The organism is Streptomyces macrosporus (assembly GCF_039533145.1).
Lineage (GTDB): Bacteria > Actinomycetota > Actinomycetes > Streptomycetales > Streptomycetaceae > Streptomyces > Streptomyces macrosporus.
Genome location: NZ_BAAASZ010000003.1, coordinates 317,263 through 336,843, shown reverse-complemented (window position 1 = coordinate 336,843; position 19,581 = coordinate 317,263). Strand labels below are relative to the sequence as shown.

The window sequence follows — 19,581 nt, the reverse complement described above, 5'->3', positions numbered from 1 at the left end:
GCCGTGGCAATCGCCCTCAACTCGGCACCTTTCGGGCAGCATTGGGGCATGACACCCGAACACCCGGCCCTCGCCCCGGTGCGCGGCGGCCCGCCACCGGCCGAGGAACGACGGGCCCTGCTGATCGGCGGACGCGCCTCCGTCCTGCGCCGGCTCGCCGCCGCCCTGCGGCAGAACGGCATCGGCGCGGAGATCACCACCGAGGTGCGGGACGTGCCCGCGGAGGAACTGCGCCCCTACGGCGCGGTCGCCTTCGACCCGGCCGTGACGGAGGGCGACCGGGCGGCCGTCCGCGAGGCGTTCGCCCGGGCGGGGGTCGACGCCGTCTTCGTGGACGGCCCGACCCCGGTCGTCCCGGTGCTGGCCGCCCGGATGGAGCAGGCACTGGACCGCACCCCCGCCCACCGCCGGCCGCTGACCTCCCTGGCGGCGGACGGCCACGCCGTCACCGTCGAGGTGGGCGCGGCCTGCCACGTCGAGCTGACCGTCCACCGGCTCGACCGGCTCCACCGCACCCGCACCCGCGTCCTGCTGGACGCCCCGCTGGAGGCGGGGCGTCACAGCGCCGCCCTGGACGGGAAGGAGGCCCGCGGGCGGTCCTTCGCCGTGGCCCGGGGCGGAGGGAACGTCCTGGTCACGGCGGTGCGCTGACCGGCCCGGCCACCGCCGCGGGCCCGACTACAGGGGCTCGACGTCGGACAGTTCGCCGTCCAGCCGCAGCCAGCGCGTGATCCCCAGGTCCCGCAGGAACGGGACGTCGTGGCTGACCACGATCAGCGCCCCCTCGTAACCCTCCAGCGCACCGGTCAACTGCCGGACGCTCGCCATGTCCAGGTTGTTCGTCGGCTCGTCCAGCAGCAGCAACTGCGGCGCGGGCTCGGCCAGCATCAGCGCCGCCAGCGTCGCCCGGAACCGCTCGCCGCCCGAGAGGGTCCCGGCCCGCTGGTCCGCCCGCGCGCCCCGGAACAGGAAGCGGGCCAGCCGCGCCCGGACGTGGTTCTCGGTCGCCTCCGGGGCGAACCGGGCCACGTTCGCCGCGACGGACAGCTCGTCGTCCAGCACGTCCAGCCGCTGCGGCAGGTACCGCAGGGGAACGTGGACCACCGCCTCGCCCGCCACCGGTTCCAACTCCCCGGCGATCGTGCGCAGCAGCGTGGTCTTGCCCGACCCGTTCCGCCCGACCAGGGCGACCCGCTCCGGGCCGTGCAGGCGCAGCTCGGCACGGGCCCCGCCGCGCAGCTCCAGCTCGCGCAGGGTCAGCACGGTGCGCCCGCGTGGCACGGCGGTGTGCGGCAGGTCGACGCGGATCTCGTCGTCGTCCCGGACCGCCTCGGCGGCCTCGTCCAGCCGCTCCCGCGCCTCCTTCAGCCGCTCCTCGTGGAGGATGCGATGCCTGCCCGCCGACTCCTGGGCGGCGCGCTTGCGCGCACCCGCCACGATCCTGGGAAGACCGGCGGTGGCGGCGGCCTTCCTGCCCTGGCGCGCCCGTTTGGCCAACTTCTCGTGCGCCTCGATCAGTTCGCGCTTCTGGCGCCTGACGTCGGCCTCGGCCGCGCGGACCGCCCGCTCGGCCGCCTCCTGCTCCACCGCCAGGGCCTCCTCGTAGGCGTCGATGTTCCCGCCGTACCAGCGGACCTCGCCGTCGCGCAGGTCGGCGATCCGGTCGACGTGCCGCAGCAGCTCGCGGTCGTGGCTGACCACGATCAGCACCCCGTTCCAGGAGTCCACGGCGTCGTACAGGCGGCGGCGCGCGGTCAGGTCGAGGTTGTTGGTGGGCTCGTCCAGCAGCAGGATCTCCGGCCGGGCCAGCAGCAGCGCGGCCAGCCGCAGCAGGACCGCCTCCCCGCCGGAGACCTCGCCGATGGTGCGGTCCAGGTCGATGTGGTCCAGGCCGAGCTGGTCCAGGACGGCGCGGGAGCGCTCCTCGACGTCCCAGTCGTCGCCGACGGCCGCGAAGTTCTCCTCGCTCGCGTCCCCGTTCTCGATGGCGTGCAGCGCGGCACGGGCCCGCGCCACGCCCAGGGCCTCGTCCACCCGCAGGGCGGTGTCCAGGTGGACGGTCTGCGGCAGGTGGCCGACCTCGCCCGCGGTGCGCACGGACCCTTTCGACGGGGTCAGCTCGCCCGCGATCAGCTTCAACAGCGTGGACTTCCCGGCGCCGTTGAGCCCGACCAGACCGGTGCGGCCGGGACCGACCGCGAGCTGGAAGTCCTCCAGGACCGGGGTGCCGTCCGGCCAGGCGAAGTGCAGCCCGGAACAGACGACGGACGCGGCGGACGGTGCGGAAAGCGGCATGTGGGCCTCCGGTTGCTCTCGTGGTGTGGGGGAAGGGGCAACACGCGGAGGCACCGGGGAACGCCGTGCGACGACGGAGAGAGGGAGGGGAGAAGCACGAAGGCCCCGGACACGTCCGGTCCGGAAGGGCGGCTCACAACCCGAGGTCGTCACACGCACGAAGAACCACGCGGGGCATCCCCGCGGATCCGGTGCCTCATGACCTCAGGCGAGCAACGGCCTCTCCGATCGACGACGACAGGGCCGTGGAAAACGCTACGGCACACGGCGAGGGGGCCGCAAACGGTTTTCCCGCCCGCCGCCCGTGGCGGCCGGCGCGCCCACCGGGGAGTGTGCTGTGCTGCGGACCATGACCGACCGTGCCCACCGCGACATCCGCCCCGTCACCTGGCCCCGCCTGACCGACGCCGTCGCCGACCGCCTCGCCGCGACGGCCCCCCACGACGGCTCGCCCTGGCTCCGGGCGGCCATCGACGGCGCCCCGGCCGCCCGGCCGGGACGGTGGGCGGACGACCTCGCCGAGGCGCTGCGGCTGCGCGGCCGTCCGGTGCGGCGGGTGAGCGCGGGAGGCTTCCTGCGTCCGGCGTCGCTCCGGCTGGAGCACGGGCACCACGACCCGGACGCCTACTACGACCTGTGGCTGGACACCGGCGCCCTGTGGCGGGAGGTGTTCGGCCCGCTCGGGCCCGACGGCACCGGCCGGATCCTGCCCGACCTGTGGGACCCGGTCGTCGACCGCGCCACCCGCAGCCCCTACGTCACCCTCCCGCCCGGCGGCGTGCTGCTGCTGGACGGGCCGCTGCTGCTCGGCCGCGGCTTCCCCCTGGACCTCACCGTCCACCTGCGCCTCACCCCGGCCGCCCTGGCCCGCCGCACCCCCGAGGACGAGCGCTGGACGCTGCCGGCCTTCGCCCGCTACGAGGACGAGGTGCGACCGGAGGAGACGGCCGACGTGGTGGTCCGCGCCGACGACCCCCGCCACCCGGCCTGGACCGGCTGACGGGCGGCGGGCCGGGCGGCGGGCGGTGGTGTCACTCGCGGCCGGCGAGGGCCGGGGTGCCGGAGGGCTCCCGGAGGACCGTGGAGGTGGAGACCGGAGTGCCGAGGTCCGGGGTGCCGTCGGCGTTCCGGTTCACCTTCTGCACCCGGGTGGTGCGGGTGCCGCCACAGCCGTCCGACGGGCCGGAATGGGCGTGGTGGGCCATCCGGACCTCCTTGCCGTCGGGCGAGGGGAAGAAGAAGTTGTGGCCCGGCCCGTACACCCCCGCCGCGGCGTCGCGTCGGAAGACCGGGTCGGGGAACTCCCGCCACGCGCCCGGGGCGAGTGGGTCGCTGCCGGCGCTCTCCAGGACGTGGACGTGCTGGTGGTCGATGTTCCCGGAGACGCCCGCGCTGTAGGTCGGGTACCAGCGCGGGCCGTTGGGCCCGTCGAGGCGGTGGAGTTCGGGCGCCCGGAAGTTGCGGCAGCGCGAGGCCACCGTCTCGCGGTGGACCGCGGTGGGCGTTGCGGTCCGCAGGCCGCCGACGGTGGGGGAGCGGCGCATCTCCCGGTGGGAGGCCCAGGTGGTGCCCAGGTGGTGGTAGTGGCCGTTGTACCGGACGATCGTCGGGTCCGCGCCGTTCCGGTCGACCACCGGGTCGGTGAAGGTCCCGGCGGCGGCCGTCGCCGGGGCGCTTTCGGCACGGGCGGTGGGGGCGCCCGGCCGCACCGGGGAGGCGAGGAGCGCGAGGAGCGCCGCCGCGATCAGCGGCAGCGTCCGGGAGCGTGGTCGTGTGGGGGCATGAGCGGCTCCGGGTTCGAAACATCGAACGCCACTCGCCATTCCGGGCGACCGTGGAGCCGCCGCACACACCCGTCGAGCCTTCGGGCGGGCGCGGCACGAGGAGGCCGGGCGCTTTCGAGACACGGATGCGAGGTGGGAGCCGCGTCCCCGGAAACCGACGGGCCGAACGGGAGCGCGTCCCGCCGCGAGGGGCGGGCAAGGGGCGGGGTACCATCCCGTCCACTGCCCGGACGTAGCGCAGAGGCAGACGCGCTCGCATGGCGTGCGAGAGGACGCCGGTTCGAATCCGGCCGTCCGGGCAGGTCCGAACCGTCCCGTGGCGCAGCGGCGAACGCGCCCGCCGCCCAAGCGGGATGACACCGGTGCGAAGCCGGTCGGGGCCGCCGGGGGAAGGGACGTCACGCGGTATGGACGGGGCCGGGGGGATCACCGACGACGAACTCGCGGCGTTCGACCGCACCGTCGCCAGGCTGCGCGCCCTGCCCGCCGACGACCCGGTGCGGCTGCGTGCCGAGCGGGTCGCCGAGTCCTTCGCCCGCGACGGGCGGCTGCGCCGCCGGAAGGACCGCCACCGGCACCGGGCCGCCGTCGACGCGGCCGTCACCGCCGCCACCGCCACCGGATCGGCCACCCGGCGCGAGGACGCCCCGCTGGACGAGCCGGCGGAGCGGAGGGAGCCCGGCGTCTTCGCCCGTCCTCGCCGCTGCTACACGTGCAAGCGCCCCTACCGGCGGGCCGACGCCTTCTACCACCTGCTGTGCCCGGAGTGCGCCGCCGACCACTCCGCCCGCCGGCGGATGCGCACCGACCTCACCGGCCGCCGCGCCCTGCTCACCGGCGGCCGGGTGAAGATCGGCTTCCAACTCGCCCTGATGATGCTCCGCGACGGCGCCGAACTGATCGTCACCACCCGGTTCCCGAACGACGCTTTGCGCCGCTTCGAGGCCGTCGAGGGCAGCGGGGAGTGGCTGGACCGCCTCACGGTCGTCGGGATCGACCTGCGCGACCCGCGCCAGGTCGTCGGCCTGTGCGAGCGGCTCCGCGCCGACGGCCGCCCGCTGGACATCCTGGTCAACAACGCGGCCCAGACGGTGCGCCGCCCGCCCGAGGCGTACGCCCTCCTCGCGGCGGGGGAGCGGCGCGCCGCCTCCCGCGGACCGCGCGCCGGGGTGCTGTACGCGCCCGGCTACCGGCCGATGCCCGGCGCGTCCCTGCCGCGGGCCGCGCTCGCCCCCGCCCTGCCCGGACGGCACCCCTCCGCCGGGCCGGACGCCCCGCCCGCGGTGGACGAGGCCGGGCTGCTGCCGGACACCGCCCCGCGCAACTCCTGGTCCGCCCGGCTCGGCGAACTCGATCCGGCGGAGGTGCTGGAGACCCAACTCGTCAACGCCCTCGCCCCCGCCCTGCTCTGCGACCGCCTGCTGCCGCTGCTGCTGGCCTCCCCGCACCCGCGCCGGTACATCGTCAACGTCACGGCGGTGGAGGGCCGGTTCGCCGTGCGGAACAAGACCGCCGGCCACCCGCACACCAACATGGCCAAGGCCGCCCTCAACATGCTCACCCGCACCAGCGGGCCGGAACTCGCCGCCCACGGCGTCCACATGTGCGCCGTGGACACCGGCTGGATCACCGACGAGAACCCGGCCCCGAAGAAGGCCCGGCTCGCCGAGCGCGGCTTCCGCACCCCGCTCGACGTGGTCGACGGCGCGGCCCGCGTCTACGACCCCATCGTGCGCGGCGAGGCCGGAGCGCCGGTCTCCGGCGTCTTCCTCAAGGACTACCGGGAGGCCGAGTGGTGACCGCCGACGGACGGCCGGCCGCGGGCCTCGCGGGAACCGGCCCCGTCACGCCGCGCCCGGCGGCCGACGCCCTGCGCGTCTCTCCGCAGGCGGTCACCGGCGCCTGACGGGCCGCCGGCCGGCCCCGGTCGCCCACCGGGTCCGGAACCGGTTGTTCCGGCCTCATCCCCGGTGCCAGCGGGCCAGGGCGAACAGGAACAGGCCGTGCAGCATCAGCCCGAGGGCGACCGCCGCCAGCAGCCACGGTCCCGCCGGCGTCCCGGCGAGGGCGCGCAGGGAGTCGTCCAGCCCCTTCGCCTCGTCCGGGTCGTACCGCACGGCCGCCTGCACGACGAAGCCGCCCGCCACCGCGAACACCAGCCCGCGCGAGACGCCGCCCGCCACCCCCAGCGCGTCCACGGCGCGGCGCAGCCGCGCGGGCACCGGCCCCAACTCCTCGCGGAACGCGTGCCGCAGCGCCCGCACCACGCTCCACACGCCGATCCCCACGACCGCCAGGCCCAGCGCACCCGCGAGCCAGCGGCCCACCGGCAGGTCGAACACCCGGGAGGTGAGGTCGCGGGACTGCTCGTCGCTGGAACCGCCGCCCCCGGAACCGGCGGCGAAGGCGATCGCGGACGTCGACAGGACGGCCAGCACCGCGCACCGCGCGGCGGCCCGCAGCCGCTCCTTCGGCTCGTGGCCGTTCGGACGCGCCGCGCCCAGCAGCGCCTCCGTCAGCCGCCACAGGGCCAGTCCGGCGAGCCCGACGCCGACCGCCCACACCAGGAACCCGCCGAACGGCTGCCGGGCCAACTCCCGCAGCGCGCCGCCGCTGTCCGCCTGGCGCCCGTGGTCGCCGAAGGCCATGCGCAGGGCCAACGCGCCGATCAGCAGGTGGACCACGCCGTAGGCGACCAGCCCCCAGCGGGCGGCGGCCTCCATGGCCGAGCCGCCCGCGACCCGTCTCGCGCCCCGGCGTACCGATGGCGCCGATGTCACCGATGTCGTTGTCCTCATGCCGCGCCGTCTGCCCCGGGACGGCGCCGCGACGCAGCCGGGCCGGAAATCGATTGCTCCCGTCCGCGGACGTCGGGCAGCCTCGATCGGACCGACGGACGGAGAAGGACCTTGACGACGTTGGCACACGGTGGGGAAACGGCGACCGGGGGAATCGTGGCCCGGGGCCTGACCAAGACCTTCCTGTCCGCGGTGCGGCGGCCCGGCCTCGCCGGCGCGCTGCGCTCCCTGGTCGACCCGTTACGGGTGGAGAAGACCGCCGTGCGGGACGTCTCGTTCAGCGTGGCGCGCGGGCAACTGCTCGCCCTGCTCGGGCCCAACGGCGCCGGCAAGTCCACCACCATCAAGATGCTCACCGGCATCCTGACCCCCACCTCGGGCGAGGCGCGGGTGGCGGGCGTGGTGCCCTACCGCGAGCGGGAGCGGAACGCGCGGAACATCGGGGCCGTCTTCGGCCAGCGCACCCAGCTCTGGTGGGACCTGCCGGCCCGCGAGTCGTTCACGATCCTGCGGGACGTCTACGGGGTGCCGGAGGCCGAACACCGCGCCCGGCTGGCGGAGTTCGACGCCCTGCTGGAACTGTCGGAGTTCTGGGACACCCGGGTGCGCCACCTCTCCCTCGGCCAGCGGGTGCGGTGCGACCTCGCCGCCGCGCTGCTCCACGACCCGCCGGTCGTCTTCCTGGACGAACCGACCATCGGCATGGACGTGGTGGTCAAGGAGCAGGTCCGCACCTTCCTGCGCCACCAGGTGGAGCGGCGCGGGCGCACGGTGCTGCTGACCACCCACGACATGACCGAGGTGGCCCGGCTCGCGGAACGGGTGGTGCTGATCAACCACGGCCGGATCGTGCTGGACGGGACGCTGGAGGAGATCCGGCGGCGGTTCGGCGGCACCTGGCAGGTGCACGCGACGCTGGACCCCGCCGAGACGGACGGCCCGCCGCCGCCCGGCATCCGGCTGGTGCGGCGCGAGGGGCCGCGCGTGGTGTTCGGCCCCGACGGCGACGCGCCGCCCACCGTCCACGAGGCGCTGCGGGCGATCGTCGAGCGCCACCGGGTGACCGACCTCGCGCTGGAGGAGAACGACCTGGAGGACGTGATGCGCGCCGCCTACCTGCGCCGTGACGACCGGGACGGCCACGGGGACGGCGACCGGGACGGCGGGGGAGAGGGGGGAGAGGGGGACGGTCGGGCCACCGGGGACGGCACCGCCTCGCGCGCCGGACGGAGCGCCCGATGACGCCCCCGCCCCACGCCCCGGCCGGCGCTCCGCCCCACGCCCCGCCGAGCCTGCCGTGGCGGGCGGCCTGGATCACCCCGCTGGGCGAACTGCTCTCCCCGCCCCGGATCACCGCCACCGCCCTGCGCCTGGCCGTCCAGGTGTTCCTGGTGGTCTGCCTGTGGCGGGGGCTGTACGCGCGGACCGACGGCGCCGTCGCCGGGCTGGACGAGGAGCAGGCCGTCGGCTACGCCGTGCTGGTCGTGCTCCTCACCCGCGTCCGGGAGCTGGACCGGCACGCCGGGCGGGACACCGTCCTCCAGCACCTCCACCACGGCACGATCGTCTACTGGTTCCTGCGTCCGCTGTCGCCGCGCCGCTACCACGCGCTGCGCGCGCTGGGCGACCAGCTCTACGGCTTCGCCTGGGTGGCGGTCGGCTATCTGATCTGCCGCGCCGTGGGGGTGCTGCCCCCACCGGCCTCCGCCGCGGCCGGGGCCGCGTTCCTCGCCGGGACGCTGCTGGGCCAGCTCGTCCTGTACCGCGTCATGCTCCTCGTCGACCTGCTGTGCTTCTGGACGCTGCGCGACGGCGCCGCCCTGCAGATCGTGCAGTTCGTGCAGAACCTGCTCTCCGGCGCGTTCGCGCCGCTGTGGTTCTTCCCCGAGTGGTTCCGCGTGATGAACGCCTTCCTGCCCTTCCAGGCGACGCTCAACACACCGCTCTCCCTCTACATCGGTCGCATCCCGCCCGCCCAGGCGCCCGGGGAGCTGCTGGTGCAGACGGCGTGGGCGGTCGGACTCGCCGTGCTCACCCGATGGCTGTGGCACCGCGCGGCCCTCCGTGTCGTCTCCCAGGGAGGGTGACCGCCCGTGACCCCCGCCACCGGACCCGTCCCCGCCGCACCCCCTCCTTCCGGCTCCGCCCCCGTCGGACGGCTCCGCCGCCCGGCCCGCGCCTGGTACGTCGCCTGGCGGATCACCCTGCTCAACCTCCGCGCCCAACTGGAGTACCGGGCCGAGTTCCTGCTGACGATCGCGTTCGGCATCGCCTGGCAGTCGTCCGTGATCGTCTTCGCGGCGGTACTGCTCCAGCGGTTCCCCGGCATGGGGGGCTGGAGCAGCGAGGACGTGCTGCTGATCGTCGGCATGCGGATGCTGAGCCACGCCCTGTACGTGCTGGTCTTCGGCCGGGTCCACAGCCTGTCGTTCCTGGTGCAGGAGGGTCTGGTCGACGCCTGGCTGCTCCGGCCGATGCCCGTCTACCGGCAGGCCCAGCTCTCCAGCTTCCCCACCAACGGCCTGGGCGACCTGGCGGTGGGCGTCACCATGTTCGCCTTCGCCGTCCAACAGGCCGAGGAGCCGTGGACGGCCGGGCGCGTGGCGTTCCTCGTCGCCGGGGTGGTGGGCGGCATGTTGGTCGAGTCGGCGGTGGGCACCGCGATGTCCTGCGCCGCGTTCCGCTTCCCGTCCACCTTCTACTGGAGCAGTTGGGTGGAGGAGCTGATGGCGACCTTCGGGGGCTATCCGCTCTCCATCCTGCCCCGGGCGGTGAGCGGCGTGTTCACCTTCGTCCTGCCGCTGGCGTTCATCGCCTACTTCCCGGCCGGGGTGCTGACCGGACACGGCTCGTCGCTCGGCGTGCCGGTGTGGCTGGCGGCGCTGTCCCCGCTGGTCGGCCTGGCGCTCTTCGTGGGCGCGCGGCTGCTGTGGAACCGGAGCCTGCGCCACTACACGGGGGTCAACGGCTGAGCGGGGCGGGAACCTTGACGGTCCATTGGTCCAGTCCTATGGTCTCCCTCCACCCGCATGTTCACATCACAGGCGCCTGTTCGTGTACGTGAACATCGGCAGCCCCCCACACCCCGAAGGGACCCTCATGCCCGGACGCCCGCCGACGTCGAGAAGGCCGTCGAGAAGGCCGTCGAGAAGGCGAGGACTGCTCGCCCTGCTCGTCGCCCTGCCGACCGCGCTCGTCGCGACCCTCCTCGCGGGAACCGCCCCCGCCGCACCGCCCACCCGTCCCGCCGAGGCGGCCCCCGCCGCGGCCCCGGCCTCCTTCGTCCACCCCGGAGTGCACGTCGGCCGCGCCCAGCTCGACTTCGTACGGTCGAAGGTGCAGGCCGGCGCCCAGCCCTGGAAGAGCGCCTTCGACCAGATGACGGCCTCCAGGTACGCCTCGCCGTCACGGGTGCCCAAGCCGCGCGCCGTCGTCGAGTGCGGCTCCTACTCCAACCCCAACCTCGGCTGCACCGACGAGCGCGAGGACGCCATCGCCGCGTACACCAACGCGCTGGCGTGGTACATCACCCGCGACAACCGGTACGCGCACAAGGCGATCGAGCTGATGGACGCCTGGTCCGCCGTGATCCGCGACCACACCAACGGCAACGCGCCGCTCCAGGCCGGCTGGGCGGGCTCCGTCTGGCCGCGCGCCGCCGAGATCATCCGCCACGCGTACGGCGACTGGCCGGGGGCCGGACGGTTCGCCACCATGCTGCGCGAGGTCTACCTCCCCGAGGTCGTCGGTGGCTCCGACAGCAACGGCAACTGGGAACTGACGATGATGGAGGCCGCCGTCGGCATCTCCGTCTTCCTGGAGGACAGGGCGAGCTACGACCGGGCCGTGAACCGCTTCCTGGGCCGCGTCCCGGCGTACATCTACCTGGAGTCCGACGGCGCCCTGCCCAGGACCGCCCCCGGCAGCCGGCGGGACACCCGCGAGGAGATCATCGAGTACTGGCACGGGCAGACCACCTTCGTCGACGGGCTCAGCCAGGAGACCTGCCGCGACTTCACCCACACCGGCTACGGCATCTCCTCGATCTCCCACGTCGCCGAGACCGCCCGCATCCAGGGCCAGGACCTCTACCCGCAGGTGGGAGAGCGACTGCGGCACGCCCTCGGCCTCCACGCCACGTACGAACTGGGCACGGCGGTGCCGTCCTGGCTGTGCGGAGGCTCGGTCAAGCGCGGCCTCGGACCGATCACCGAGGTCGGCTACAACGCCCTGCACCACCGTCTGGGCCACTCGATGACCAACACCCGGACCCTCACCGAGAGCCGCCGCCCGGCCGGCACCAACAACCTCTTCGTGGCCTGGGAGACCCTCACCCACGCCGAGAACCCCGCCTGAGACGGACCCCCGTCGTCGTGTGCGCGGACCGGAACCGGCCCGCGCACACGGCGGTCAGCCCTTGGTCGACCGTCTCGTCGTCCGGCGGCGGGCAGTGACCGCCGATCAGCGCCCGGGCATAGCCCTCGGTCTGCAACAGACCGGGAATCGTCAGCGGCGCGTAGGAGTGGAAACAGACCGCGTCCTTCTCCCCAGGCCGCGAAGTCTCGGAACCGCGCGGGGAGGCGAGCCCGGTCCAGGTCCTCCTCGACGGCCTTGAACACGCCGCCCGCGTCGAGCACCCGTTCCGCGCCCTCGTCCTCGATCGCCGCCCGCCACCGCCGTTCCGTCTCGGCCGTGTCCGTGCCCTCCCGGTGTCCTTCCCCGACTCACCGGGCTCAACGGCCGGTCACGGCCACCGTCACCACGGGCGCGCCGTACGGCACGCCCGGTGGTGCCGTACAGAGGTGCCCTGTACGGGGCGGCTCCCCTCGGAGGACAACAGATTGGACCGTCCAGATCAGTCCGGCGTACCGTGCCGTCGTTCCAACGCCGTGGAGGGCCCGGTCACGGTCCCGCCCGTTCACCCCGCCCGGTCCCGCCCGGAGAGCCGCCATGCCCGCCTTCCGCATCGCCTCCGAGGTCGCCGACGCGCCGTACGAGGCGCCCGGAGGCCCCGTACCGGCGTCCTCGTACCGGCCGTGGGCCTGGCCGGAGAGCGACCGGACCGACACGCTCTGTGGCGTGACACCACCGATCGCTTCCGCCGAACTCCCCGCCCCTCTCCACACGTTCATCCGGCTGCTGCCCTCGACGCCGCGCGGGGCGCGGCTCGCGCGGCTGATGGCGGCGCGGCACCTGGCCGGCCGGGGGTGGCCGCGGGACCACGAGGTGGCGGAGGCCGTCGTGTCGATCGTGGCCGAACTCGCCGCCAACGCCGTCACGCACGGGCGCGTGCCCGGACGGAAGTTCCAACTCCGGATCAGTGTCGGGCGGGGGCCGTCGGGGACCGGCACGCTCCGCGTCGAGGTCGCCGACGCCCACGGCGGGCGGCGGCCGGACCCGTCCGTTCCCGTGCCCGTGCCGGAGCCGGAGGAGGAGTCCGGGCGGGGCCTGCTCCTGGTGGACGCCCTCGCCTCCCGCTGGGGCGTCGTCGACCGGCTGTACTGCGGCAAGACCGTCTGGGCCGAACTGGACCTCGCCCGGCCCCGGACCGAGGAGGAGGGGGAGGGCGGCGGAGATCGGTGAACGGGCATGGGGGACGGAACGGTTATAGCCTGGAAATGCCTTCGTACGTTCCGCCAGGGAAGGCGACATCATGACATTCGTCCAGGTCATCGACTGCAAGACCCACCAGGCCGACAAGCTGGACAGGCTGATGGACAACTGGGTCAAGGCGACCCAGGGCAAGCGCACGGCCACCCATTCCATCGTCGGCCGGGACCGCTCCGACTCCGCGCACGTGGTGGAGATCGTGGAGTTCCCCTCCTACGAGGAGGCGATGAAGAACTCGCGGCTGCCCGAGACCGACCGGATCTTCCGGCAGTTGGTGGAGATCTGCGACGAGGCGCCCACGTTCACGGACCTGGAGGTCTCCCGCGACGAGCAGCTCAACACCGGTGTGGCCCGCACCTTCGTCGAAGAGGTGATCAACCGGAGGAACTACGACGTGGCGGACGCGCTGTGCACCCCCGACTACAAGGAGCACGACCCCGCCCTGTCCTCCTACGGCATCGGGCTCGCACGGGCCAAGGAGGAGAACCGGGAGATCCTGGAGGCGTTCCGTCCCAGGCTCACCGTCGAGAGCATGATCGCCGAGGGCGATCTGGTGTCCGCGCGGCTGTCCTACACGGGGCGTCACGTCGGCCCGTTCAAGGGCATGGAGCCCACCGACCGGGAGGTCATGGGGACCGGCCACGTCACCTTCCGCTGCGAGAACGGGAAGATCGCGGAGGGCTGGTGGAACTGGGACGACCTCGGCCTGCTGCGGCAGATCGGCGCCGTCGACGTGTAGTCGGCGCGTCGGCGCGGAGCGCCGGCACCGCGGGGATGCCGAGCGGGAAGTGACGCCACGTCACCTCGTTGTCACCCACACGGGTTCCTTTCGCCCCCTTTCATGGTGAACCGTCGGCCGGGTCCGCAAGGATGACGGCGACCGTTTTCACCAAGCCGTCACTCCTCCCCGGAGGAGCGGCGGCGACCAGAAGGGGGAAATCCATGCGCGCACGCCTGGCGCACTTCGTCGGTGTCGCGGCCGTCGCGGCGGGACTGCTCACGGCGGTCCCGTCCACCGCCGCCGCGGACGCCACCGCGACGGGAGCGGTGGCCCGCTACGAGGGCCGGAACATCGACCTGCTCCGGGACGGCTGGCAGGGAGCGCACACCTGCGTGGCCACCACCCCGGAGGACGTCGACTGCTACGACACGGGCAGTGAGGCCGACGCCGCCCTCGGGTACGACAGGACGGCCGACGCGAAGGGCCTGCCCGCCTGTGCCCGGGGCTGGCTGTGCATCTACGAGCACGCCAACGGAGGCGGACGCCGGCTGATCTTCAACGACGAGTACTGGCACGACCTCAACGAGTACGGCTTCGCCAACCAGGCCAGCTCGTGGCGGAACCGCCAGAGCCGGGGCGACTCGGGTGGTCTGAAGATGGGCAACGGGCAGCAGATCTGGCTCGGCGCCCCGGAGTACAGCTCCAACCTCGGCGGCTACAACGACCGCGCGCGCTGGGTCCACGGCTGACGGACCCGCGCCACCGGCCCGTGAAACGGCCGGGCCCCCGGTGAGTGCCACCGGGGGCCCGGCCTCCGTGCTGTCCGGGGACGTTCGGGGACGGGGACGGTCGGGATGGGGGATCGAGGGGATCGAGGGGGCGAGGGCCGGGGAGGGCGTCGGGAGAGCCGTCAGGAGAACGGGGCCGCCATCTCCTCGAGGATCTCCTCGATCACCTCGACGGGATCGCGCGTCTGCTCCTCCTCGGTCCACAGGTGCATGCCGATCCGCGCGGCGGTGAGGAACGCCGCCGCCACGATCTGGGGCCGCACCCCCTCGGGGCCCCGCCGCTCGGCCACGGCGAGGGCGAGGTCGCGTTCGAGCGCCGCGTGGTTGGCGAGCTGCCGGGCGAGGACGGAGGGGTGACGCTTGGCCAGACGGGTGCGCACGGCCCACTCGGGGTCCGGACGCCCGTGCCGGTGGGACAGGACGCGCAGCGCCCGGCGGAGGGCGGTCCAGGCGGGCTCGTCGGCGGGGCGGGCCCGTACGGCCTGGACGAACGCGCGGATCTGCTCCTCCTCGCCGTAGAGGAGGGCGTCCTCCTTGCCGGCGAAGTAGTTGGAGAACGTCCTGCGCGAGATGCCGGCCGCGTCGGCGATGGCCTCGATGGTGACGTGCTCGAAGCCGTGCTCGACGACGAGGTGCAGGGTCGCCTCGTGTACGGCCTGCCGGGTGGCGGCCTTCTTGCGCTCACGCAGTCCCAGGGTGTGCTCCATGCCGCCATCATCCTACGGCCGGTAAATCTTGCCCAATGGGCAAGTTTGCATACTCGGTATGTAAAGTGAGGAGGTCTCCCGTCCCTCTCTTCCTTCCTCCCGGAGGTTGTGCGTGAGCGCACACACGGCCGCGCCCGCGGAAGCCGCGCCGATGGACCACCGCGATGTCCTGCGCTCGTTGAGCGGGCTGCTCGTGGTGTTGTTCGTGGCGATGATCAGCAGCACGGTCGTCTCGGTGGCGCTCCCGCAGATCGTGGGGTCGCTGAAGGGCTCCCAGTCGCAGTACACCTGGGTCGTCACCGCGACCCTGCTGGCCTCCACGGCCTCCACCCCGATCTGGGGCCGGCTCGCCGACCTGTTCAGCAAGAAGCTGCTGCTCCAGATCGCCATCGGCCTCTTCGTCGTCTCCTCGCTGGCGTGCGGGTTCGCCCAGGACACCGGCCAGCTCATCGCCTTCCGCGCCGTCCAGGGCCTGGGCATGGGCGCGCTCCAGACCCTGGTGCAGGTGATCATCGCCGCGATGATCAGCCCCAAGGAGCGCGGCCGGTACAACGGCTACCTCGGCGGGGTCATGGCCGTCGCCACCGTCGGCGGTCCGCTGCTGGGCGGCGCCATCACCGACGTCTCCTGGCTCGGCTGGCGCTGGTGCTTCTTCATCGCCGTCCCGTTCACCCTGATCGGCATGGTGCTGCTCGCGCGGACCCTCCACCTGGACGAGGTCCGCCGCGCCGACGTGCGGATCGACTACGCCGGGGCCGTCCTCATCGCCGCCGGCGTCGGCCTGTTGCTGCTGTGGGTCACCTTCGTCGACCACGACTTCGGCTGGATCTCCTGGCAGACCGGCGCCATGGTCGGCGGCAGCGTGGTCCTGCTGGGCGCCGCGGTCGCCGTGGAGACCAGGGCCGCGCAGCCGATCGTGCCGCTGCACGTCGTCAAGCGCCGCGACCCGGCCCTCGCCATCCTCGCCGGCCTCGCCGTCGGCATGGCCATGTTCGGCGGCGCGGTCTTCCTCGGCCAGTACTTCCAGATCGGCCGGGGCCACTCGCCCACCGAGGCGGGCCTGCTCACCATCCCGATGATGCTCGGCGTGCTGCTCTCCTCGACCGCCTCCGGGCGCGTCATCTCCAAGACCGGCAAGGTCAAGCCGCACATCCTCACCGGGTCCGTGATCCTCACCCTGGGCTTCCTCGTGCTGTCCACCATCGACCACGAGACCTCGCTCGTCGCCGTCTCGCTCGGCATGTTCGCGGTCGGCATCGGCGTCGGCATGTCGATGCAGAACCTGGTGCTGGTCGTCCAGAACACCGTCCCCCTGAGCGAACTGGGCGCGGCCAGCGGAGCGGTCACCTTCTTCCGCTCCCTGGGCGGCACCATCGGCGTCTCGGTGCTCGGCGCCGTCCTCGCCAACCGGGTCACCGCGGACATCGCGAGCGGGCTCGCCGGGCTGGGGGTCGACACCGGCGGAGGAGCGGGGAGCGGGTCCACCCTCGACCTGGAGGGCATGCCGCCCGCGGTCGTCGAGATCGTCCGCGCCGCCTACGGCGACGGCACCGGCCACATCTTCCTGGTCTCCGCCGGGATCGCCGTGGTCGGCGTGCTCGCCACCCTGTTCCTCACCCCCGTGACGCTGCGCGACAGCGTCGACCTGGCGCCGGCCGCCGGCGAGGGCGAGGCGGACGGCGAGGACGGGACGGACGGCGGGGTCCGAGCGGGGGAGGCCCGCGAGACCAGGGCCGGCTGACGCCGCGCCGGCGGCGCGCACGACGAGGGGGCACGACGAGGGAGAGGGCCGGGCCCGGCGGACCGATCGTCCGCCGGGCCCGGCCCTCGGCGCTCCCGGAGGTCAGCGGGGGAGCGTGGTGGAGTCGACGTAGGCGGAGATCGCCGTCCGGGGCTGCTCGCGGGCCGGACCGTCGAGCGGGTCCCAGGCGTCGGTGTGCCAGACGTTCTGGAGGAAGGCCGACGGCTTGTCCGGGATGCGGGAGGCCGGGCCGCGGTACTCCCAGAGCACGTTCTTCCGGCCGCTGTTGTCGTAGCCCCAGAAGGTCACCGAGTCCGGCTGCCAGTCGAACATGAAGGTGCGGAACTGGGTCGAGGAGTCGAAGCCGGGGACGGGCGTGACGCTCGCCGGGCTGTTCTCGCCGGGCAGTTCGGGTTGGCAGGGGCCGCCGAGCACGTGCATGTAGCAGTTGTGGAGGACCTTCCCGGTGCGCATGTCGATCGCGCGGGAGATCTTCCGGACGGCGCCCGTGGCGCCGTCGTAGTCCGTCCAGATGGTCAGCCAGACGACGTGGGGCTGGGCGCAGAGCACCTCGATGTCGATCTCGTCGTTGTCCGGCAGGCCGTTGCCGTTGCCGTCCGTGTGGTCGGAGGAGTAGGTGAAGGTGCCGGTGACGACGCCGAGCCGGCCCTGCCCGGTGCAGTCCGCCGTCCTGATGCGGGTCCCGTAGGTGCCGTAGCGGTACGTGGCGTCGTTGCTGGAGATCTCCACGCCCCTGCCCGGACCGACGCCCGGGCGGGCGTCGAGCGTGAGGCGCAGCGCCCGGCCGTCGTCGGGGCCGTTCATCGACACGACGCCGACGCTGCCGCCGGACGCCGACGTCTGCGAGAAGTGGGGCGAGTCGCCCGTCCAGTGCTCCGTGACGGGCGCGGCCACGGCCGATTGGGCGAAGAGGACGCCGGCCGTCACGCCCGCCGCGACGGCCGTGAGCAGGCGCAGGCGACGGACGTTCCGGCGGGGCGCGGACGGGGGTGGGGGTGGCGTGTGGTGCACAGGTCTCTCCCTGATGCGGGCTCATGTGGACGACGCCCGGCGCGACTTCCGCGAGCGCGGCACGGGAGGGTGCCGGGGGAGCGGCGACAGGCGGTGTGAGAGCGCTCTCAGAATCGACCGCGGGGGTGCCCGTGTCAAACGGGGCAGGCCAACGACCGTGAAACCGACGGGAGTCGGGCGACCACCGCGCCGTCCGCCGCGCCCGTCACCGCCCGTCACCGCGCGGGGCGCGCTCCCGCGCCGACGGGCGCGGCCCGCGCCGGCAGGTCCGGCGCGGGCCCGACGCGGACGCGGATCAGGAGCCGGCCGCCGCCTCGCGGGCCGCCAGACGGGCGCGGCGGGCGGCCAGGCGCTCGTCCAGCCTGCGGGCCTCGCCGTCCAGGCCGTCCAGGAACAGGCCCAGTTCCTCCTGTGCCTTCAGGCCCTCCGGGCCGAGGCCGCCGATCTCCAGGACCTTCAGGAAGCGCAGCACCGGCTGGAGCACGTCGTCGTGGTGGATGCGCAGGTTGTAGACGCCGCCGAGCGCCATCCGCGCGGCGGCCCGCTCGAAGCCGGGGATGCCGTGGCCGGGCATCCGGAAGCCCGTCACCACGTCGCACACGGCCCGCATGGTCTGGTCCGGGGCGAGTTCGAAGGCCGCCCGCAGCAGGTTCCGGTAGAAGACCATGTGGAGGTTCTCGTCGGTGGCGATCCGGGCCAGCAACCGGTCGCAGACCGGATCGCCGGACAGCCGGCCGGTGTTGCGGTGGGAGATGCGGGTGGCCAGCTCCTGGAAGGCGACGTAGGCCACCGAGTGGAGCATCGAGTGCCGGTTGTCGGACTCGAAGCCCTCCGACATGTGGGCCATCCGGAACCTCTCCAGCTCCACCGGGTCCACGGCGCGCGTGGTCAGCAGGTAGTCGCGCATCACGGTGCCGTGCCGCCCCTCCTCGGCGGTCCAGCGGTGCACCCAGGTGCCCCAGGCCCCGTCGCGGCCGAAGAGAGTGGCGATCTCGTGGTGGTAGCTGGGGAGGTTGTCCTCGGTCAGCAGGTTGACCACCAGGGCCGTGCGGCCCACGTCGGAGATCTTCGACTGCTCCGGCTCCCAGGGCTCGCCGCCCAGCGGGCCGTCGAAGTTCCGCCCGTCGCTCCAGGGGACGTACTCGTGGGGCATCCACTCCTTGGCGACCTTCAGGTGCCGGTCGAGTTCCCTCTCCACCACCTCTTCCAGTGCGTACAACAGACGGGCGTCCGTCCACTGCTCGGTGCCGGAGGTGGGGGGAAGGGCGAGGGTCATGGGAACTCCACGGGGGACGGGGACAGAGGGGCGTACCTACGGAAACGTAGGTTACGAAACCGTAGGTTATCGGCCCCGGTTACGGCAAGGCCGGTGCTGTGAGCAGGGCATACGCCGGAAGTCGGCCGTTCCGCGAAACTTTTCGGACGTACGGGAGGCCGAAGGGGGTCGGGAGGGGACGCGGCGGCATCCGGGAGGGAAGGCAACGGGAAAGGACGCGGCGCCGGGCCGGCCCGGCGCCGTCGGCGGGGGGAGCCCGTGACGGGGGAGCGGCGATGTTCGACGTCTGGGAGAGACACGTACTGCGGCACCTGGAGGCCGTTCTCGCGATGTGCGGGAAGCTGGTCGCGCGCGAACGCGAGCGCGGGCGGCGGGCCGTGGTGGAACCGGTGGACGGCGTGCTGGAGTGGACGCTGCCGTGGGGCATGGAGGACGGCACGGGCGCGGTCCGCCTCACCCTGGTGGCCGACCCCTGGACGTGGGGCGAACCCCTGCGCGTGCGGGTGGTGGTGGCCGCCGCGGTGCGGCCGTTCGCCCCCGGGGGGCCCGCGGCGGTGGAACTGCCCCGCCACGACCCCGAGAAGCCGCCGGGCGCCACGGTCGAGCCGCCGTCGGGGCTGACCTGGCGGATGGCCACCTACCTGCTGGAACACACCCGCGGGGACACCGGGTCCCTGCGCGGGGAGCGGGCCGGGGCGGTGAGCTTCACCGTGGTGGTGGCCGGGCCGGAGGAGACGGACGGGCCGCGCTGACGTCCGCCCGGAACGCCGGTGGGGACGGCGCCGAACGCCGTCCCCACCGTGATCCGCCGACCGGGCGCGCCGACCGG

Annotated in this window: 18 protein-coding genes, 2 tRNA genes and 1 pseudogene; 14 read left to right on the top strand and 7 right to left on the bottom strand. The window is 73.8% G+C overall.

Annotation, left to right across the window (positions count from 1 at the left end):
* The first annotated feature begins 48 nt into the window (after positions 1 to 48).
* On the top strand, positions 49 to 651 hold the full coding sequence (locus ABD335_RS01990; protein ID WP_344320229.1) for a hypothetical protein: 603 nt from the start codon (positions 49 to 51) through the stop codon (positions 649 to 651).
* 27 nt (positions 652 to 678) lie between these two features.
* On the opposite strand, the gene ABD335_RS01985 is transcribed toward ABD335_RS01990, so the two are convergent.
* Positions 679 to 2,295 (bottom strand): ABC-F family ATP-binding cassette domain-containing protein, encoded by a 1,617-nt coding sequence (locus ABD335_RS01985; RefSeq protein WP_344320228.1) that lies wholly within the window; start codon positions 2,293 to 2,295, stop codon positions 679 to 681.
* 349 nt (positions 2,296 to 2,644) lie between these two features.
* On the opposite strand from ABD335_RS01985, the gene ABD335_RS01980 reads away from it, so the two are divergent.
* Positions 2,645 to 3,295, top strand: coding sequence for a nucleoside/nucleotide kinase family protein (locus ABD335_RS01980; protein ID WP_344320227.1), 651 nt, complete (start codon positions 2,645 to 2,647; stop codon positions 3,293 to 3,295).
* 31 nt (positions 3,296 to 3,326) lie between these two features.
* On the opposite strand, the gene ABD335_RS01975 is transcribed toward ABD335_RS01980, so the two are convergent.
* The gene (locus ABD335_RS01975; protein WP_344320226.1) at positions 3,327 to 4,118 is read right to left on the bottom strand and encodes a family 43 glycosylhydrolase; all 792 of its coding nucleotides are present in this window, start codon (positions 4,116 to 4,118) and stop codon (positions 3,327 to 3,329) included.
* Positions 4,119 to 4,305: 187 nt separating this feature from the next.
* Here ABD335_RS01975 and ABD335_RS01970 point away from each other — a divergent pair.
* The 3 genes from ABD335_RS01970 to ABD335_RS01960 all read left to right on the top strand — a co-directional run bounded on the left by ABD335_RS01970 (position 4,306) and on the right by ABD335_RS01960 (position 5,878).
* Positions 4,306 to 4,378: transfer RNA gene (locus ABD335_RS01970), tRNA-Ala, on the top strand.
* A gap of 12 nt (positions 4,379 to 4,390) precedes the next feature.
* Positions 4,391 to 4,462: transfer RNA gene (locus tag ABD335_RS01965), tRNA-Gly, on the top strand.
* A gap of 24 nt (positions 4,463 to 4,486) precedes the next feature.
* Positions 4,487 to 5,878 carry an SDR family NAD(P)-dependent oxidoreductase gene (locus ABD335_RS01960; RefSeq protein ID WP_344320225.1) on the top strand — a complete coding sequence of 464 codons (1,392 nt, stop codon included), beginning with the start codon at positions 4,487 to 4,489 and terminating at the stop codon, positions 5,876 to 5,878.
* 162 nt (positions 5,879 to 6,040) lie between these two features.
* On the opposite strand, the gene ABD335_RS01955 is transcribed toward ABD335_RS01960, so the two are convergent.
* Positions 6,041 to 6,877, bottom strand: coding sequence for a DUF1206 domain-containing protein (locus tag ABD335_RS01955; protein ID WP_344320224.1), 837 nt, complete (start codon positions 6,875 to 6,877; stop codon positions 6,041 to 6,043).
* A gap of 111 nt (positions 6,878 to 6,988) precedes the next feature.
* Between ABD335_RS01955 and ABD335_RS01950 the strand changes: the two genes are divergently transcribed.
* The 4 genes from ABD335_RS01950 to ABD335_RS01935 all read left to right on the top strand — a co-directional run bounded on the left by ABD335_RS01950 (position 6,989) and on the right by ABD335_RS01935 (position 11,233).
* Positions 6,989 to 8,119 (top strand): ABC transporter ATP-binding protein, encoded by a 1,131-nt coding sequence (locus tag ABD335_RS01950; RefSeq protein ID WP_344320223.1) that lies wholly within the window; start codon positions 6,989 to 6,991, stop codon positions 8,117 to 8,119.
* The gene (locus ABD335_RS01945) at positions 8,116 to 8,964 is read left to right on the top strand and encodes an ABC-2 family transporter protein (protein ID WP_344320222.1); all 849 of its coding nucleotides are present in this window, start codon (positions 8,116 to 8,118) and stop codon (positions 8,962 to 8,964) included. Before ABD335_RS01950 ends, ABD335_RS01945 begins: the two co-directional genes overlap by 4 nt.
* 111 nt (positions 8,965 to 9,075) lie before the next feature.
* The gene (locus tag ABD335_RS01940) at positions 9,076 to 9,849 is read left to right on the top strand and encodes an ABC transporter permease (RefSeq protein WP_344320299.1); all 774 of its coding nucleotides are present in this window, start codon (positions 9,076 to 9,078) and stop codon (positions 9,847 to 9,849) included.
* A gap of 127 nt (positions 9,850 to 9,976) precedes the next feature.
* Positions 9,977 to 11,233: an alginate lyase family protein gene (locus ABD335_RS01935; RefSeq protein WP_344320221.1), complete on the top strand. Its 1,257-nt coding sequence runs from the start codon at positions 9,977 to 9,979 to the stop codon at positions 11,231 to 11,233.
* On the opposite strand, the pseudogene ABD335_RS01930 reads toward ABD335_RS01935, so the two are convergent.
* A pseudogene (locus tag ABD335_RS01930) lies at positions 11,208 to 11,411 on the bottom strand (Scr1 family TA system antitoxin-like transcriptional regulator); the annotation flags it as partial. The gene ABD335_RS01935 and the pseudogene ABD335_RS01930 sit on opposite strands and share 26 nt — an antisense overlap.
* A gap of 416 nt (positions 11,412 to 11,827) precedes the next feature.
* On the opposite strand from ABD335_RS01930, the gene ABD335_RS01925 reads away from it, so the two are divergent.
* From ABD335_RS01925 to ABD335_RS01915, 3 genes are all read left to right on the top strand, one after another.
* On the top strand, positions 11,828 to 12,460 hold the full coding sequence (locus tag ABD335_RS01925; protein WP_344320219.1) for an ATP-binding protein: 633 nt from the start codon (positions 11,828 to 11,830) through the stop codon (positions 12,458 to 12,460).
* A 70-nt stretch (positions 12,461 to 12,530) separates the two neighbouring features.
* Positions 12,531 to 13,226 carry an ester cyclase gene (locus ABD335_RS01920; protein ID WP_344320218.1) on the top strand — a complete coding sequence of 232 codons (696 nt, stop codon included), beginning with the start codon at positions 12,531 to 12,533 and terminating at the stop codon, positions 13,224 to 13,226.
* Positions 13,227 to 13,429: 203 nt separating this feature from the next.
* Positions 13,430 to 13,957 carry a peptidase inhibitor family I36 protein gene (locus ABD335_RS01915; RefSeq protein WP_344320217.1) on the top strand — a complete coding sequence of 176 codons (528 nt, stop codon included), beginning with the start codon at positions 13,430 to 13,432 and terminating at the stop codon, positions 13,955 to 13,957.
* 161 nt (positions 13,958 to 14,118) lie between these two features.
* Here the strand turns inward: ABD335_RS01915 and ABD335_RS01910 are convergent, their stop codons facing one another.
* On the bottom strand, positions 14,119 to 14,703 hold the full coding sequence (locus tag ABD335_RS01910) for a TetR/AcrR family transcriptional regulator (RefSeq protein ID WP_344320216.1): 585 nt from the start codon (positions 14,701 to 14,703) through the stop codon (positions 14,119 to 14,121).
* A 151-nt stretch (positions 14,704 to 14,854) separates the two neighbouring features.
* On the opposite strand from ABD335_RS01910, the gene ABD335_RS01905 reads away from it, so the two are divergent.
* On the top strand, positions 14,855 to 16,444 hold the full coding sequence (locus tag ABD335_RS01905) for an MDR family MFS transporter (RefSeq protein ID WP_344320298.1): 1,590 nt from the start codon (positions 14,855 to 14,857) through the stop codon (positions 16,442 to 16,444).
* A gap of 102 nt (positions 16,445 to 16,546) precedes the next feature.
* Here the strand turns inward: ABD335_RS01905 and ABD335_RS01900 are convergent, their stop codons facing one another.
* Together ABD335_RS01900 and ABD335_RS01895 are read right to left on the bottom strand one after the other, a co-directional pair.
* The gene (locus ABD335_RS01900) at positions 16,547 to 17,476 is read right to left on the bottom strand and encodes a glycoside hydrolase family 16 protein (protein ID WP_344320215.1); all 930 of its coding nucleotides are present in this window, start codon (positions 17,474 to 17,476) and stop codon (positions 16,547 to 16,549) included.
* A 295-nt stretch (positions 17,477 to 17,771) separates the two neighbouring features.
* Positions 17,772 to 18,752: an acyl-ACP desaturase gene (locus tag ABD335_RS01895; RefSeq protein WP_344320214.1), complete on the bottom strand. Its 981-nt coding sequence runs from the start codon at positions 18,750 to 18,752 to the stop codon at positions 17,772 to 17,774.
* A 275-nt stretch (positions 18,753 to 19,027) separates the two neighbouring features.
* On the opposite strand from ABD335_RS01895, the gene ABD335_RS01890 reads away from it, so the two are divergent.
* Positions 19,028 to 19,504, top strand: coding sequence for a hypothetical protein (locus ABD335_RS01890; protein WP_344320213.1), 477 nt, complete (start codon positions 19,028 to 19,030; stop codon positions 19,502 to 19,504).
* The last annotated feature ends 77 nt before the right edge of the window (positions 19,505 to 19,581 follow it).

Bases quoted from the DNA above. Each gene is read 5' to 3' on its own strand.
- ABD335_RS01990 (WP_344320229.1), top strand. From the start codon at position 49: ATGACACCCGAACACCCGGCCCTCGCCCCGGTGCGCGGCGGCCCGCCA.
- ABD335_RS01985 (WP_344320228.1), bottom strand. From the start codon at position 2,295: ATGCCGCTTTCCGCACCGTCCGCCGCGTCCGTCGTCTGTTCCGGGCTG.
- ABD335_RS01980 (WP_344320227.1), top strand. From the start codon at position 2,645: ATGACCGACCGTGCCCACCGCGACATCCGCCCCGTCACCTGGCCCCGC.
- ABD335_RS01975 (WP_344320226.1), bottom strand. From the start codon at position 4,118: ATGGCGAGTGGCGTTCGATGTTTCGAACCCGGAGCCGCTCATGCCCCC.
- ABD335_RS01960 (WP_344320225.1), top strand. From the start codon at position 4,487: ATGGACGGGGCCGGGGGGATCACCGACGACGAACTCGCGGCGTTCGAC.
- ABD335_RS01955 (WP_344320224.1), bottom strand. From the start codon at position 6,877: ATGAGGACAACGACATCGGTGACATCGGCGCCATCGGTACGCCGGGGC.
- ABD335_RS01945 (WP_344320222.1), top strand. From the start codon at position 8,116: ATGACGCCCCCGCCCCACGCCCCGGCCGGCGCTCCGCCCCACGCCCCG.
- ABD335_RS01935 (WP_344320221.1), top strand. From the start codon at position 9,977: ATGCCCGGACGCCCGCCGACGTCGAGAAGGCCGTCGAGAAGGCCGTCG.
- ABD335_RS01925 (WP_344320219.1), top strand. From the start codon at position 11,828: ATGCCCGCCTTCCGCATCGCCTCCGAGGTCGCCGACGCGCCGTACGAG.
- ABD335_RS01920 (WP_344320218.1), top strand. From the start codon at position 12,531: ATGACATTCGTCCAGGTCATCGACTGCAAGACCCACCAGGCCGACAAG.
- ABD335_RS01915 (WP_344320217.1), top strand. From the start codon at position 13,430: ATGCGCGCACGCCTGGCGCACTTCGTCGGTGTCGCGGCCGTCGCGGCG.
- ABD335_RS01910 (WP_344320216.1), bottom strand. From the start codon at position 14,703: ATGGAGCACACCCTGGGACTGCGTGAGCGCAAGAAGGCCGCCACCCGG.
- ABD335_RS01905 (WP_344320298.1), top strand. From the start codon at position 14,855: ATGGACCACCGCGATGTCCTGCGCTCGTTGAGCGGGCTGCTCGTGGTG.
- ABD335_RS01895 (WP_344320214.1), bottom strand. From the start codon at position 18,752: ATGACCCTCGCCCTTCCCCCCACCTCCGGCACCGAGCAGTGGACGGAC.
- ABD335_RS01890 (WP_344320213.1), top strand. From the start codon at position 19,028: ATGTTCGACGTCTGGGAGAGACACGTACTGCGGCACCTGGAGGCCGTT.